The 12,722-nt window shown below is 71.6% G+C and carries 12 protein-coding genes; 6 read left to right on the top strand and 6 right to left on the bottom strand.

Annotated features, from left to right (window positions below; translation table 11 throughout):
• The first annotated feature begins 7 nt into the window (after positions 1 to 7).
• The gene (locus ACA514_RS03985) at positions 8 to 1,276 is read left to right on the top strand and encodes an extracellular solute-binding protein (protein ID WP_375039600.1); all 1,269 of its coding nucleotides are present in this window, start codon (positions 8 to 10) and stop codon (positions 1,274 to 1,276) included.
• A gap of 152 nt (positions 1,277 to 1,428) precedes the next feature.
• Positions 1,429 to 3,624, top strand: a complete 2,196-nt coding sequence (locus ACA514_RS03980) for a glycoside hydrolase family 3 C-terminal domain-containing protein (RefSeq protein ID WP_375039599.1) — start codon at positions 1,429 to 1,431, stop codon at positions 3,622 to 3,624.
• Here the strand turns inward: ACA514_RS03980 and ACA514_RS03975 are convergent.
• The 3 genes from ACA514_RS03975 to ACA514_RS03965 all read right to left on the bottom strand — a co-directional run bounded on the left by ACA514_RS03975 (position 3,614) and on the right by ACA514_RS03965 (position 6,599).
• Positions 3,614 to 4,669, bottom strand: a complete 1,056-nt coding sequence (locus ACA514_RS03975; protein WP_375039598.1) for a sigma-70 family RNA polymerase sigma factor — start codon at positions 4,667 to 4,669, stop codon at positions 3,614 to 3,616. The genes ACA514_RS03980 and ACA514_RS03975 overlap by 11 nt on opposite strands.
• Positions 4,670 to 4,768: 99 nt before the next feature.
• Positions 4,769 to 5,515 carry an SDR family oxidoreductase gene (locus tag ACA514_RS03970; protein WP_375039597.1) on the bottom strand — a complete coding sequence of 249 codons (747 nt, stop codon included), beginning with the start codon at positions 5,513 to 5,515 and terminating at the stop codon, positions 4,769 to 4,771.
• A 91-nt stretch (positions 5,516 to 5,606) separates the two neighbouring features.
• Positions 5,607 to 6,599: a zinc-dependent alcohol dehydrogenase family protein gene (locus ACA514_RS03965; RefSeq protein ID WP_375039596.1), complete on the bottom strand. Its 993-nt coding sequence runs from the start codon at positions 6,597 to 6,599 to the stop codon at positions 5,607 to 5,609.
• A 130-nt stretch (positions 6,600 to 6,729) separates the two neighbouring features.
• On the opposite strand from ACA514_RS03965, the gene ACA514_RS03960 reads away from it, so the two are divergent.
• On the top strand, positions 6,730 to 7,632 hold the full coding sequence (locus ACA514_RS03960; protein ID WP_375039595.1) for an AraC family transcriptional regulator: 903 nt from the start codon (positions 6,730 to 6,732) through the stop codon (positions 7,630 to 7,632).
• A gap of 84 nt (positions 7,633 to 7,716) precedes the next feature.
• On the opposite strand, the gene ACA514_RS03955 is transcribed toward ACA514_RS03960, so the two are convergent.
• On the bottom strand, positions 7,717 to 8,661 hold the full coding sequence (locus ACA514_RS03955; RefSeq protein ID WP_375039594.1) for an SDR family oxidoreductase: 945 nt from the start codon (positions 8,659 to 8,661) through the stop codon (positions 7,717 to 7,719).
• A gap of 179 nt (positions 8,662 to 8,840) precedes the next feature.
• Here ACA514_RS03955 and ACA514_RS03950 point away from each other — a divergent pair, with 179 nt between their 5' ends.
• Positions 8,841 to 9,686, top strand: a complete 846-nt coding sequence (locus ACA514_RS03950; RefSeq protein ID WP_375039835.1) for a helix-turn-helix transcriptional regulator — start codon at positions 8,841 to 8,843, stop codon at positions 9,684 to 9,686.
• 19 nt (positions 9,687 to 9,705) lie between these two features.
• On the opposite strand, the gene ACA514_RS03945 is transcribed toward ACA514_RS03950, so the two are convergent.
• Entirely contained in the window at positions 9,706 to 10,257 is a 552-nt protein-coding gene (locus tag ACA514_RS03945; protein ID WP_375039593.1) for a TetR/AcrR family transcriptional regulator, read from the bottom strand.
• Positions 10,258 to 10,371: 114 nt separating this feature from the next.
• Here ACA514_RS03945 and ACA514_RS03940 point away from each other — a divergent pair, with 114 nt between their 5' ends.
• On the top strand, positions 10,372 to 11,238 hold the full coding sequence (locus ACA514_RS03940; protein WP_375039592.1) for a mycofactocin-coupled SDR family oxidoreductase: 867 nt from the start codon (positions 10,372 to 10,374) through the stop codon (positions 11,236 to 11,238).
• Between the two features lie 33 nt (positions 11,239 to 11,271).
• Here the strand turns inward: ACA514_RS03940 and ACA514_RS03935 are convergent, their stop codons facing one another.
• Positions 11,272 to 11,682 carry a tautomerase family protein gene (locus ACA514_RS03935; RefSeq protein WP_375039591.1) on the bottom strand — a complete coding sequence of 137 codons (411 nt, stop codon included), beginning with the start codon at positions 11,680 to 11,682 and terminating at the stop codon, positions 11,272 to 11,274.
• 124 nt (positions 11,683 to 11,806) lie between these two features.
• Here ACA514_RS03935 and ACA514_RS03930 point away from each other — a divergent pair, with 124 nt between their 5' ends.
• Positions 11,807 to 12,715, top strand: coding sequence for a LysR family transcriptional regulator (locus ACA514_RS03930; RefSeq protein WP_375039590.1), 909 nt, complete (start codon positions 11,807 to 11,809; stop codon positions 12,713 to 12,715).
• The last annotated feature ends 7 nt before the right edge of the window (positions 12,716 to 12,722 follow it).

The following is a 12,722-nucleotide window of genomic DNA, read 5'->3' as shown; positions in this document are numbered from 1 at the left end:
AAGACCCATGTCCAAGATCAATGGCTTGGCCGCCGCCTGCGCGGTCTCGGCCGTCGCCCTGTCCGCCGCCGCGTGCAGCAGCGGCACCAACGCGAACTCCGGCGGCTCCAAGAGCCTGCGCGTGTCGGCCGTCGCCACCGACCGCGCCGGCACCGAAGCGGTCATCAAGGCGTTCAAGCAGCACAACGCCGGCGTGGACATCACCGCCTCCTACGCCGACACCGACCAGTACCAGGGCACGCTGCGCACCCAGCTGTCGTCCGGCACCGCGCCGGACGTGTTCTTCGCCTGGCCCGGCAACGGCAACCCCGGCGCCATCGAGGTGCTCGCCCCCACCGGCTACCTCGCCGACCTGTCCGGACGATCCTGGACGTCCCAGATCCCCTCCGGCATCAAGCCCGTCACCCAGGTCGGCGGCAAGACCTACGTCGTCCCGCTCACCTTCGTCGGCATCGGCGCCCTCTACAACAAGAAGGCCCTGGACGAGACCGGCGCCAAGATCCCCACCACCTGGACCGAGACCCTCGCGTTCTGCGACACCGCCAAGGCGAAGGGCAAGGTCGCCTTCGCCCTCGGCAACCAGACCGACTGGGTCACCCAGCTCGTCGACTACGCGCTCGTCCCCACCACCGTCTACGCGACCACGCCCGACTTCGACCAGAAGATGAAGGCGGGCTCGGCGACCTTCGCCGGCTCCGGGTGGAAGACGGCGATGGACGAGTACCTGGAGATGAACAAGCGCGGCTGCTTCTCCAAGGACCCGCTCGGCACCTCCTTCGAGAGCTCGGTGTCCCAGCTCGCCAAGGGCAAGGCCGTCGCCGCCGTCCAGGTCACCTCCACGCTCAACCAGCTCAAGTCCGAAGCGCCGCAGGGCACGCAGTTCGGCATGTTCCCGGTGCCCGCCACCGACAACGCCGCCGACACCCGCATGCCCGGCGCCGCCGGCGGCGCGTTCGCCCTCAACGCCAAGGCCAGGAACAAGGACCTGGCCTCCAAGTTCATCGACTTCCTCGCCACCCCCGAAGCGATGAACCTCTACGCGAGCGCCACCGGCAACCTGCCCAGCATCCCCAACGCCCAGTTCACCGCCGACCCCGCGCTCCAGCCGCTCATCGACTTCCAGAAGGCGGGCAAGACCGTCCCGTTCATGGACCAGCTGTGGCCCAACCCCAAGGTCCAGCAGGCCCACTTCACCGGCGTGCAGAACCTGTTCGCCGGAAAGGCCGACCCGGCCAAGGTCCTCAAGCAGATGGACGAGGCGTACGCGCAGAAGTAGCGGCCGCCCCCATCCCGCCGTGCGGTCCGGTCCCCGGCCGCACCGCACGGCGGGCCCCGCTTCGCCACAGCCACCACCTCATCCACCCCTGAGGAGTACTGATGCACCCCCGCTCATCCCGCATGCGCAGACCCCCGCGTCCAGCCAGCGCCGTGACGATCCTGGTGGCCGCCACCGCTGTGGCAGCCGTGGCGGCGCCGACGGGTCCGGCCGCAGCCGCGCGGACCGGGCGTCCGTCGCTCGCCGAGTGCCCGTGGATGGACACCGGCAAGACCGCCGACCAGCGGGCCCGGCTGCTGCTGGACGGCAGCACGCTCGGACAGAAGATCCGGTGGCTGGACGAGCAGGCCGCCACGCAACCCGGCCAGACCACCTTCGACGGCGTCACCTACCCGGCACAGCTCCCCTGCACCCCCGCCATCACCTACACCGACGGCCCTGACGGCGTCCGCGGATCCACCGGCGTCACCGCGTTCCCTGCGCCCATCTCACTGGCCTCCACCTGGAACGACCAGCTCGCCCGGACCAAGGCCACCGCCCAAGCCGAAGAAGCCTTCGACAAGGGCAAAGCCGTCGTGCTGGCCCCCGGCGTCTCCGGCGGACGCACCCCCCTGGCGGGCCGCACCTCCGAATACCTCGGCGAGGACCCGCTGCTCAGCGGCAACCTGGCCGCCCAGGGCATCCAAGGGCTGCAGAAGGGCGATCCCGCCAAACCCACCATGGCGGTGCTGAAGCACTACGTCGGCAACGAGCAGGAAACCGACCGCACCCTCAGCTCCTCCAACATCGACGAGCGCACCCGCAGGCAGATCTACGACCTGCCTTTCGAGATCGCCGTCCGCGACGGCCGGCCCGGCGGCGTCATGTGCTCCTACAACCAGATCAACGGCACCTACGCCTGCGAGAACGACCTGCTCAAAGACGCCCTCAAGAACAGCCTCGGGTTCAGCGGCTTCGTCGTCTCCGACTTCTGGGCCGTCCACTCCACCGCCCCGTCCCTGAACGCCGGCCTGGACCAGGAACTCAACAAGCCGATCTACTACAGTCCCGCCGGCATCACCGCGGCGATCAACGACGGCAAGATCACTGCGGCGCAGGTCGACCAGGCCGCCTTCCGCGTCGTCCGCTCCTACATCCAGGCCGGACTGTTCGACCACCCCGTCCCCGCCACCCCGGCCGCCGACGTCTCCACCGCCGCCCACAAGGCCGTCTCCCTCGCCGTGGCCACCCAAGGCTCGGTCCTCCTGAAGAACCAGAACAACACCCTTCCCCTGCCCGCCAAGCCACTCAAGGTCGCCGTCATCGGACCGACCGCGTCCACCACCGCGACCGACGGCGTGAGCGCCGCCACCGCCTGCGCCTCGCAGTTCATGGGCGCGCCCTCCGTCGCCTGCCCCAAGCCCGTCGCCGCCCTGGACGCCATCACCGCACGCGTCACCGCCAACGGCGGCACCGTCACCTTCAACAACGGTAAGGACCCCGCCGCGGCGGCCGCGGACGCCAAGGCCGCCGACGTCGCCATCGTCCTGGGCCATTACACCGAAGGCGAGTTCGCCGATCGCCCCGACCTCGACCTCGACGGCAACGGCGACGCCCTCATCTCCGCCGTCGCCGACGCCAACCCCGACACCATCGCCGTCCTGCAGACCGGCGGGCCCGTCCTGATGCCCTGGCAGGACAAGGTCAAAGGCATCCTGGAGACCTGGTACGCCGGCGACCAGCAGGGCACCGCCATCGCACGCCTGCTGTGGGGCGACGACAACCCCTCCGGCAAGCTCCCGATGACCTTCCCCAAGTCACCGGCCGACCTGCCGACCCGCACCCCCGCCCAATACCCCGGCACCTTCGCCGACGGCGGCACCACCCGCCCACCCGACGACCAGACCAGCATCCGCCAGGTCGACTACACCGAAGGCCTCAAGGTCGGCTACCGCTGGTACGACAACCGGCGCATCACGCCGCTCTACCCCTTCGGATACGGCCTGTCCTACACCTCCTACCTGTACAAGAACCTGCGCGTCAGCAAGGCCGGCGCCAACACCTACAACGTCACCTTCAACATCAGCAACACCGGCGCCCGGGCCGGAACCGAAACCGGGCAGGTCTACCTGACACTGCCCGCCGGCGCCGGTGAACCAGGCAAACGGCTGGTCGGCTACGCGCAGGCCGCGCTCAAGCCCGGCCAGACCCGAGCCGTGACCGTCCACCTCAAGGCCGACGGTCCCGCCCATCCGCTGTCGTACTGGAACCCTTCCACCCACGCGTGGACGACCACGGCGGGCACCTACACCCTCCAGGTCGGCGGCTCGTCCCGCGACCTCCCCCTCACCACCACCTTCACCCGCTGACACCGCGCAAATGACCGTGTGACGGTGTGCGGTCCCGTCGGCAGGCGTTGCTCGCTGGTGCGTCCAGCGTCAGAGCCCATGGCTCGAGGAAGGTGTCGATCTGCGCGATCAGCTCGCCGCGCATCGTGAGCACCGTGGTGTGGTGCTGCCGGAAGCGGCCGACCGCGGGGTCCCAGAGATCGGCCCGGGCGGCGAGCTGGCCGTTCGCGCGGGTAGGGGTCAGCCGCCACTTCAGGCTGCCGTCCAGGGGCCTGGACCGGAGGAACGCCGCGACCGCGTCGCGGCCGCTGTACCAGGTCGCGGTCGGAGGCATCGCGATCGTCGCGCCGTCGGCCAGCATGGCCACGATCGCGCCGACGTCGTGCTGCTCCCAAGCCCGGACGTACCGGTCGACGATCTCTCGCAGGCGTGCGTCACCGAGCGAGCCGAGCGTCGCCTGCTGACTGGGTTCGGAGAGGCGGTGGTCGACGGTTCTGTGGGCGCGCTGCAGTGCGCTGTACACCGACGCCGGGGTCGTCCGGAGAACCGCGGCGACCTCGGCGCCGGAGAATCCGAGCACGTCGCGGAGGATCAGCACCGCCCGCTGGCGGGCGGGCAGGCGCTGGAGCGCCGCGATGAACGCGAGCTCGACGCTCTCGCGCTGCTCGTAGCGGGCCTCGGGGCCGGCGAGGCCCTCGGCGAGAGCGAGCCGCTCGTCGGGATACGGCTCGATCCAGCTCGATTCGGCCGGCGGCTCCCCGAGCGGCCGGTGCGGATCGGCCGGTGGACCGTAGTCGATCGGCAGCACACGCCTCGGCCGCCGCTCGATCGCCCGCAGGCAGACGTTCGTCGCGATCGTGTACAGCCACGAGCGCAGCGAGCTTCGGCCCTCGAACGACGGCAGGCTCCGCCACGCGCGCAGCAGCGCCTCCTGCACGGCGTCCTCGGCATCGTGGACCGAGCCGAGCATCCGGTAGCAGTGGGCGTGGAGCGCACCGCGATACGGTTCGACCAGCTCGGCGTAGGCCCGCTCGTCGCCGGCGAACTTGTCCATGGCTCGTTGCATTTTCCGGCTCCTTCACATGCGTTCGGCGCGCTCGCGGCCGGCCCCGTACGACATGGCCGTGTCGTACGGAGCCGCCCGCGGACGGCGCCGCGAACCGCTTTACGCCGGGACCGCGACCAGCGCCGCCATCTGCCGTTCCACGTTCTTCGGCGAAGAGTGGAACCGCGCTCCGAAGGCCGCGGCGAACTGGTCGGGGAAGATGTCCTCGTCGCCTGACTCGACGCCGTCGAGGATCGCCTTCGCGACGTCCTCGGCCGGGGCCTTCTCGAACTGGGGCGGGAGGTCCGCGGTCATGTCGGTGTCGACCGGCCCCGAGTAGACGCCGTGCACCGCCACCGCCCGGGCCGCCAGCAGTGCGCGGGCGGCCTGGGTCAGCGAGTGCTGCGCGGCCTTGGAGGCGCTGTACGTCGGCTGGAGCGGCACGTTGCTGAGCCCGGCCGCCGAGGCGATGTTGACGATGGCGCCGCCGCTCCGCGCCAGCGTGTCCGCGAAGCTCCGCACCATCCGCAGGACCCCGAAGTAGTTGACCTCCATCTCGCGCCGGGCCACGTCGACGATCGCCTCGTCGGCCAGGTCCGTCGGCTCGAACGCGCCCGCGTTGTTGACCAGCAGGTCGACGTCCGCGGCCAGGTGTGCCGCCGCGGCGACCTGATCCGCGTCCGTGACGTCCAGCCGCACCGGGACCAGGCGGAGGCCGTGGCGCTCGCGCAGCGCCTCGAGCGTCTTCGGGTCGCGCGCCGCGGCGTAGACCTTGGTGGAACCGCGCTCCAGCAGCGCTTCGGTGATCGCGCGGCCGATGCCCCGGTTGGCGCCGGTCACCAGCGCCACGGATCCTTCAATGAGCATGTCCGCCTCCTCAGATCGGCTTCTACAGGTACAGATCCGGAGAGGCGCCGGGATCCAGCGGCCGAGGCGCCTTCATTTCACGTGACCTGCGTCACTCGACGGTCAGGACGATCTTGCCGAACTGGGTGTTGGACTCCAGGTGGCGGTGGGCCGCGACGACGTCGCTCAGGGCGAAGGTCCGGTCGATCACGGGGGCCAGAGAGCCGGCGCTCAGTCCGGCACCGATGAAGTGCTTGGCGCGGTGCAGCCGGGAGCTGTCCAGGGTGAGTTCGGTGAAGGCGTAGGTCCGGATGTTGCGGCCCAGGAAATCGGGTGCAAGGGGCATGGGTGCGGGAGTCGGGTCCAGCCAGCCGTAGAACAGCAGGTCGCCGTCCGGTGCGACGGCTTGGACAAGGGTGTTGACCGCCGGCCCCATGATGGCGTCGACGGCCAATCGCACTCCCTGACCGTCGGTCACAGCGTGCACCTCTTTGACGAGATCCTCCTCTTCGGTGGCGATGACGTGGGCGGCACCGGCGTCCTGGAGGCGCTGCTTCTTGGCGCTGGTTCGGGTGGTGGCGATGGGAATGGCGCCGATGTGGTTGGCGACCTGGATGGCCGCCAATCCGGTACTGCTGGAAGCCGCATTGATGAGCACGGTGTCGCCGGGACGGGCGCCGCCGAACTCCACCAGGAGGCCGTAGGCGGTGGTGTAGGACATCCAGGTGGCGGCGCCGGTCACCGCGTCGACGCCGTCGGGGCGGCGTACCAGGGCGTGCGCGGGAAGGATCGTCGACTCACCGTAGGTGCCGTACTCGGTCATCAGGAAGCGGGGCACCGTGCTGACCGCGTCGCCGGGTGCGAGGTCCTCGACGCCCTCGCCGACGGCCTCCACGACGCCGGCGGCCTCGTATCCGAGCCCGGATCCGGGAAGGTCGGGCGGGTAGACATAGGCACCGGACCGGAAGAGCGCCTCCGCACGGTTCAGGCCGATCGCGTCGACCCGAACGCGGACCTCTCCCTTTCCCGGGTCGCCGAGCTCCGTCTCCTTCAACCGGAGCACCTCCGGCCCGCCGATTTCGTCGAAAAGCACGGTTCTGGTCATTGCGGCTCCCTTAGTCGGCGCCCGTGTCGCAGCGGGCGGGGACTTATACATTAGGAAGGCGCGACCGATACGTTCAATAAGTAATCGTCTTCCCTTACCTATTGATCGTCTTGGCCTTTAGACTGATGCCATGGACGTCCTCAGTGACGCGATCACCGCCATGCACACCGGCAGGCCGCACGCCAACCGGCACCGGCTGCGCGCCCCGTGGGGCATGCGCTTCGCCGGCGGCGACGGCTGCGCCTTCCATGTCGTCCTGCAGGGCTCGTGCTGGCTCATTCCGCCGGACGACGCGCCGCCCTTCCAACTCGGCGCGGGCGACGTGGCGTTCTTGCGCGGCGCCGGCACGCACGGGCTGGCCGACAGCCCCGCCACTCCGCTGCGCGAGTTCGATATGCGGAACCCCGAGGCCCCGCTGGACGGCGATGGCGCCGTCACGGTCGTGCTGTGCGGCGCCTATCTGCTGGACGGCAGCAGGGCGCACCCCCTGCTGTCGGAGGTCCCGCCCGTCGCCCATCTGCCCGCCCGGATCGGGCACCACGCCGCCCTGCGCACCGCCGTCGACCTGCTCGGCGCCGAGATGGGACGGTCTCGCCCCGGTGCGGGCGCCATCGTGCCGGCGCTGCTCGACACGCTGCTGCTGTACATCCTCCGCGCCTGGTTCGAGGAGCGCGCCGAGGACCCGGCGGCCACCGGCTGGACGGCCGCGCTGACCGACACGGCGATCGCGACCGCCCTCACTGCCATCCACGATCGTCCCGACCGGCCATGGACGGTGGCCGAGCTCGGCAGGCGGGCGGGGCTGTCCCGCGCGGCCTTCGCCGTGCGGTTCACCACGCTGGTCGGGCAGCCTCCGCTGACCTACCTGACCTGGTGGCGCATGACGATCGCCGCACGGCTGCTCCGCGAGAGCGACACCTCGCTGCTCACGGTGGCCCGGCAGGTCGGCTACTCGTCCGATGTCGCGTTCGCCGCCGCGTTCAAGCGCCAGTACGGCATCACCCCCGGCCGCTACCGCAGCACGCACCCTTAGCGACGCCGTGCCGAGGTTTGCGCATCGCGGCGTGGAGCAGGGGCGGTTGCGCCCGGATCGGTTAGCGGCCGGCCGGGGCCGCCCTCAGGTGTTGGGGATGGTCACTCGGGTCAGTTCTTCGGAGGCCTGCCATACGCGTTGGGCTTCCTCGTGGCTGCGCAAGGGGCTGTAGAGCTTCTGTTCTGCGGGAGGGCCGCCCAGGTGTCCGGGGCCGCGGGGGCCGTAGAAGCCGCCGCGTTCGGCGTGGGGGGACGTGGCGGCGTAGAGGGCGGGGAGTTTCGCGGTCTCGGTGGTTCCGAGGAGGATGCCCCGTTCGGACAGGGCGCGGATGATCCTGCGGCCCGCGGTCTCCTTGTCGCGGCCGAGCTCGGGGCGGGCGGCGAGCAGGTTGGTCGGGGCGACCCCCGGGTGCGAGAGGTCGCTCGTGATGCCCCAGCCGCCCGCCCGGCTGCGCCGGTCGAGTTCGAGGCCGAAGAGCCCGAGCGCGATCTTGGACTGCCGGTAGGCGCGCATGCCGTTGTAGGAGCGTTCCCAGTTCAGGTCGTCCCAGTTGACGGCGCCCCGGCCGGCCGCGACGCTGACCTGCGAGGTCACCCGTGCGCGGCCGGCGCGCAGCAGCGGCAGCAGGGTCCCGGCGAGGGCGAAGTGGCCGAGGTGGTTCGTGCCGAACTGCAGCTCGAATCCGTCGGCGGTCGTCCGCCGGTCGGGCGGGGTCATGATGCCGGCGTTGTTGATGAGGATGTGGATGGGGCGGTCCTCGTCCAGCAGGGTCTTGCCCAACGCGGCGATGGAGGCGAGTGAGGAGAGGTCGAGTTCGCGTAGCGACACGGCCGCGTCCGGGGTCTGCCGGCGGATCGCGGCGATCGCGGCCTCGCCCTTGCGCGGGTTGCGGACGGGCATGATGACCTCGGCGCCGGCGGCGGCGAGCCTGGTGGCGATGCCGAGTCCGATGCCGTCGCTCGCTCCGGTGACGACGGCGCGTTTGCCGGACAGGTCGGGGACGGTGATGTCGATCTGCTTTCGTGGCACGGTTCACTCCCTGAGGTCTTGTCGCCTTCTCCACCGTCACGGAGGCGGCCGCCGCCATCCAGGGACCGTCGATCCGCTGATGCCGGGGACGAGGCTCGGCAAGAGGGGGATCGACGATCCGTGGCTGCCTTGACCTGCGGCCGCTAGAAAGGAGGCAGCACCTCGGGAGGGCATGCATGGTGATCGATCGGACGGGACTGGCGGAGTTCCTGCGGCGCCGCCGGGAGGCGCTGCAGCCCGAGGACGTCGGCCTTCCGCGCGGACAGCGCCGCAGGACCAACGGGTTGCGGCGCGAGGAGGTGGCCGCGCTCTGCCACATGTCGACCGACTACTACGCGCGGCTGGAGCGGGAGCGGGGTCCGCAGCCGTCCGAGCAGATGATCGCCTCGATCGCGCAGGGCCTGCACCTCTCCCTCGACGAACGCGACCATCTGTTCCGTCTCGCCGGCCACAACCCGCCCGCGCGGGGCGCCGACAGCGAGCACGTCAGCCCGGGCCTGCTGCGCATCTTCGACCGCCTGCACGACACTCCCGCCGAGATCGTCACCGAGCTCGGCGAGACCTTGCGGCAGACCGCGCTCGGCGTTTCGCTGACCGGCGACACGACCCGGTACACCGGCCCTGCGCGCAGCCTCGGCTACCGCTGGTTCACCGACCCCGACAGCCGGCGGCCGTACGCGCCCGAAGACCACCGCTTCCTCTCCCGGATGTTCGCCTCCGGCCTGCGCGAGATCGCCACGCTGCGGGGCCCGGGCAGCCGGGCGGCGCACTACGCGGACCTGCTCCTCGACCAGAGCGGAGAGTTCCGGGACGTGTGGAACGACCACGAGGTCGGCGTCCGCCCGAACGAGGTCAAGCGCTTCGTCCACCCCGAGGTCGGCGCGTTGGAACTGAACTGCCAGACGCTGTTGGACCCGCACCAGTCGCACCACCTGCTCGTCTACACCGCGATCCCGGGCAGCGAGAGTCACGAGAAGCTGCAGCTGCTTTCCGTCATCGGCGCGCACCCGCTCGGCGCTGTCTGACAGGCGCAAGCCCGCGCCATCAGTGGCCCAGCGCTCCCATGCTCGTGGCGATGACGTGGCCGCGCCAGGCGCTGTTCTTCCCGGCCTGGTGGACGGTGAGGACCAGCAGCGAGAGTGCCCCGACCGCGCCGGTGACGCGCAGGACGCGTTCGGTGGAGGAGGTGTCGCCGCCGAAGGCCGCCAGGACGCGGCTGTTGAGGAGCTCCCGGTCGGCCTCCGAGGCGGCGGCGTCGAGGGAGGCGAAATAGCCGATGGCCAGGGCCACCAGGCCGGGCCGCGCGATGGCCTGGTCGTAGAGGGTCTCCAGCACGACGCGGTCGCGCGCCGGGCCGAGCGGGATCTCGGCGACCTGGTCGAGGACCTCCTGCTCCAGCGACTGGATGCGCGCCACGACGGCCGTCCGCAGCGCCTCCTTGCTCGGGAAGTGGTGCAGCAGGCCCGCCTTGGAGAGCCCGACCGAGTCCGCGACGGCCTGCACGGAGGTCTGCGTGTAGCCGTGGCGCGCGAACAGCGCCGCCGCCTTGTCGAGGATGCCGTCGTCGGCCTGCTGCCTGGTCCCGCGGTTCGCCACCTCGGCATCTTACCGTCGACCGACCAATACGGTAGGTTTGCCGAACACATCGGTCGGTCGCGGCACATGCGGTTCCCACGGTGCGTGCGCCGTCGCCGGGAAGTGGAGGACGGCATGGCCGGGAGCATGGAGGGCAAGGTCGCGTTCGTCACGGGCGCGGCCCGGGGCCAGGGACGCGGCCACGCGGTGCGGCTGGCGGCCGAAGGCGCGGACGTCATCGCGATCGACATCTGCACGCAGATCGAGTCGGTGCCCTACCCGCTGGCCACCGGCGCCGACCTCGCCGAGACCGCGCGGCTGGTCGAGGAGCAGGGCCGCCGCATCGTCACCCGGGCCGCCGACGTCCGCGAACGCTCGCAGCTCGGCGCGGCGCTCGCCGACGGCGTCGCCGAACTGGGCCGCCTGGACGTGGTCGTCGCCAACGCCGGCATCAGCCCGCTCGGCGCCGCCACCGAGGCGACCCGCTGGTTCGACGCCGTCGCGGTGGACTTGGTCGGCGTCATCAACACCGTGGAGGCCGCCTACCCGTACCTGACGGCCGGTGCGTCGATCGTCTGCATCGGCTCGATGGCCGCGATGCTGCAGGGCTCGGTGGACGGTTCGGCGGCCGGCCCCGGCGGCGCCGGCTACGCGCACGCGAAGCGCGCGGTGGCCCGGTTCGTCCACGACCTGGCCCTCCAGCTGGCGCCGGGCAACATCCGCGTCAACGCCGTGCACCCCGGCAACATCGACACCGACATGCTCCAGAACGACATGATGTACCGGCTGTTCCGCCCCGACCTGGAGCACCCGTCCCGCGAGGACGCCGAGCCGCTGTTCCGCTCGGCGCACAAGCTGCCGGTCACCACGATCGACCCGAAGGACGTCTCCGAGGCCGTCCTGTTCCTGGCCTCCGACGCCTCCCGCTACATCACCGGCCAGCAGCTGAAGGTCGAGGCGGGGGCGCTGCTGCCGACGACGACGTCCGGCGCCCCCGCCTGACCCGCGGCGCCGCGCTGACGAGCGATCCCGGTCCTAGCCGGTGCCGGTCATGCGCTCGTCGTAGCCGGTCGCGGGATCGACGACGCGGCCGGCGGCCCACCAGTTCTCGCTCGCGGTCTCGAACGCCACGAGCATGACGTCCTCCTCGGGGACGCCGGCGGTCCGCTGGAGGTTGGCGACGATCGTCCGGAACAGTTCGGCCTTCTGCTCGGCGGGGCGCTGGTTGAACGACAGCGAGATGAACATGGTGCGCTCGCCGCGCGGCAGGCCGAACACGACCGGCTGGACGACGAGGTCCTCGGGCGCGACCTCGTGGAAGACGTGGAACTGGTCGTCCTGGGGGATCTTCAGGACGGCGACCATGGCGGCGTGGATCGCCTCGGAGACGTCGCGGCGGAATCCGGCGGCGGTCCCCCGGCGCAAGTAGACGTTGATCAGTGGCATGGCGATCCCTTGTTCGTCGGATCCGCCCGGACGGTGTGCCGTGCGGGCGTGTGCCTTGCACGCTAGGAGGCCCCGGAGGCATTCCGCCAACGAATGTTCGGCATGCTGGATATGCTCTTTACTCATGGACTTCACGGTGGCCGGGCTGCGGGTGCTGCGCGAGGTGGCGGAGCGGGGCACGTTCACGGCCGCGGCGGAGGCGCTCGGGTACACGCAGTCGGCCGTCTCGCGGCAGGTGGCCGCCCTGGAGCAGGCGTCCGGCACCCGGCTCTTCGACCGCCACCCCGGGGGCGTGCGGCTGACCGGCCCGGGCCGCACCCTGCTGCGGCACGCGGTGGTCGCCCTCGACGCCCTGGAGGCGGCCGGCCGCGACCTGCGCGGAACGCCGGACGCCGGCGGCCGCGTGCGGCTCGGGTTCTTCCCGGCCGCGGGGGCGCCCCTGGTGGCCGGGGCCCTGGCGGCGCTGCGCCGGGAGGATCCCCGCCCGCAGGTGACGACGCGGGAGGGGACGACCCCCTCGCTGGTGCGGGCGCTGCGCGCCGGCACCGTCGATCTCGCGCTGCTGTCCTCGCGGCCCCCGCACCGGTCGCCCGACACCGACGATCCGCCGCTGCACGCCGAGCCGCTGCTGGAGACGCGCCTGGCCGTGGCGGTGCCGGCCGCGGGCCGGTTCGCGGGACGCGACCGCGTCGGCGCCGAGGAGCTCGCCGGGGAGGCGTGGATCGCCGCGCCGGCCGGCGCGGGCGAGCCGCTGCTCGGGGTGTGGCCGGGCCTGCCCGGGCGGCCCAGGGTCGGCCACGTCGCGCGCGACTGGCTGACGAAGTTCCAGCTGGTCGCGGCGGGTGCGGGCATCACGACGGCGCCGCCGGTGCTGCTGCCCGCCGCTCCGCCCGGCGTGCGGTTCGTGCACGTCGAGGGCGTCGCGGAGGAGGTGCGGCGGGTCAGCCTGGTGCGGATGCCGGGGCCCGTCGCGGCTCCGGTGCGGGCGGTCGCGGACGCGCTGCGCCGGCAGGCCGCCGGGATGGCCGGGTAGCGCTCGC

The organism is Actinomadura sp. NTSP31, from assembly GCF_041951385.1.
GTDB lineage: Bacteria > Actinomycetota > Actinomycetes > Streptosporangiales > Streptosporangiaceae > Spirillospora > Spirillospora napierensis.
Note: the sequence above shows the minus strand (reverse complement) of the source record. Positions and strands in the feature narration are given on the sequence as shown.

Bases quoted from the DNA above. Each gene is read 5' to 3' on its own strand.
- ACA514_RS03965 (WP_375039596.1), bottom strand. From the start codon at position 6,599: ATGACCAGAACCGTGCTTTTCGACGAAATCGGCGGGCCGGAGGTGCTC.
- ACA514_RS03970 (WP_375039597.1), bottom strand. From the start codon at position 5,515: ATGCTCATTGAAGGATCCGTGGCGCTGGTGACCGGCGCCAACCGGGGC.
- ACA514_RS03940 (WP_375039592.1), top strand. From the start codon at position 10,372: ATGGCCGGGAGCATGGAGGGCAAGGTCGCGTTCGTCACGGGCGCGGCC.
- ACA514_RS03930 (WP_375039590.1), top strand. From the start codon at position 11,807: ATGGACTTCACGGTGGCCGGGCTGCGGGTGCTGCGCGAGGTGGCGGAG.
- ACA514_RS03985 (WP_375039600.1), top strand. From the start codon at position 8: ATGTCCAAGATCAATGGCTTGGCCGCCGCCTGCGCGGTCTCGGCCGTC.
- ACA514_RS03935 (WP_375039591.1), bottom strand. From the start codon at position 11,682: ATGCCACTGATCAACGTCTACTTGCGCCGGGGGACCGCCGCCGGATTC.
- ACA514_RS03960 (WP_375039595.1), top strand. From the start codon at position 6,730: ATGGACGTCCTCAGTGACGCGATCACCGCCATGCACACCGGCAGGCCG.
- ACA514_RS03975 (WP_375039598.1), bottom strand. From the start codon at position 4,669: ATGCAACGAGCCATGGACAAGTTCGCCGGCGACGAGCGGGCCTACGCC.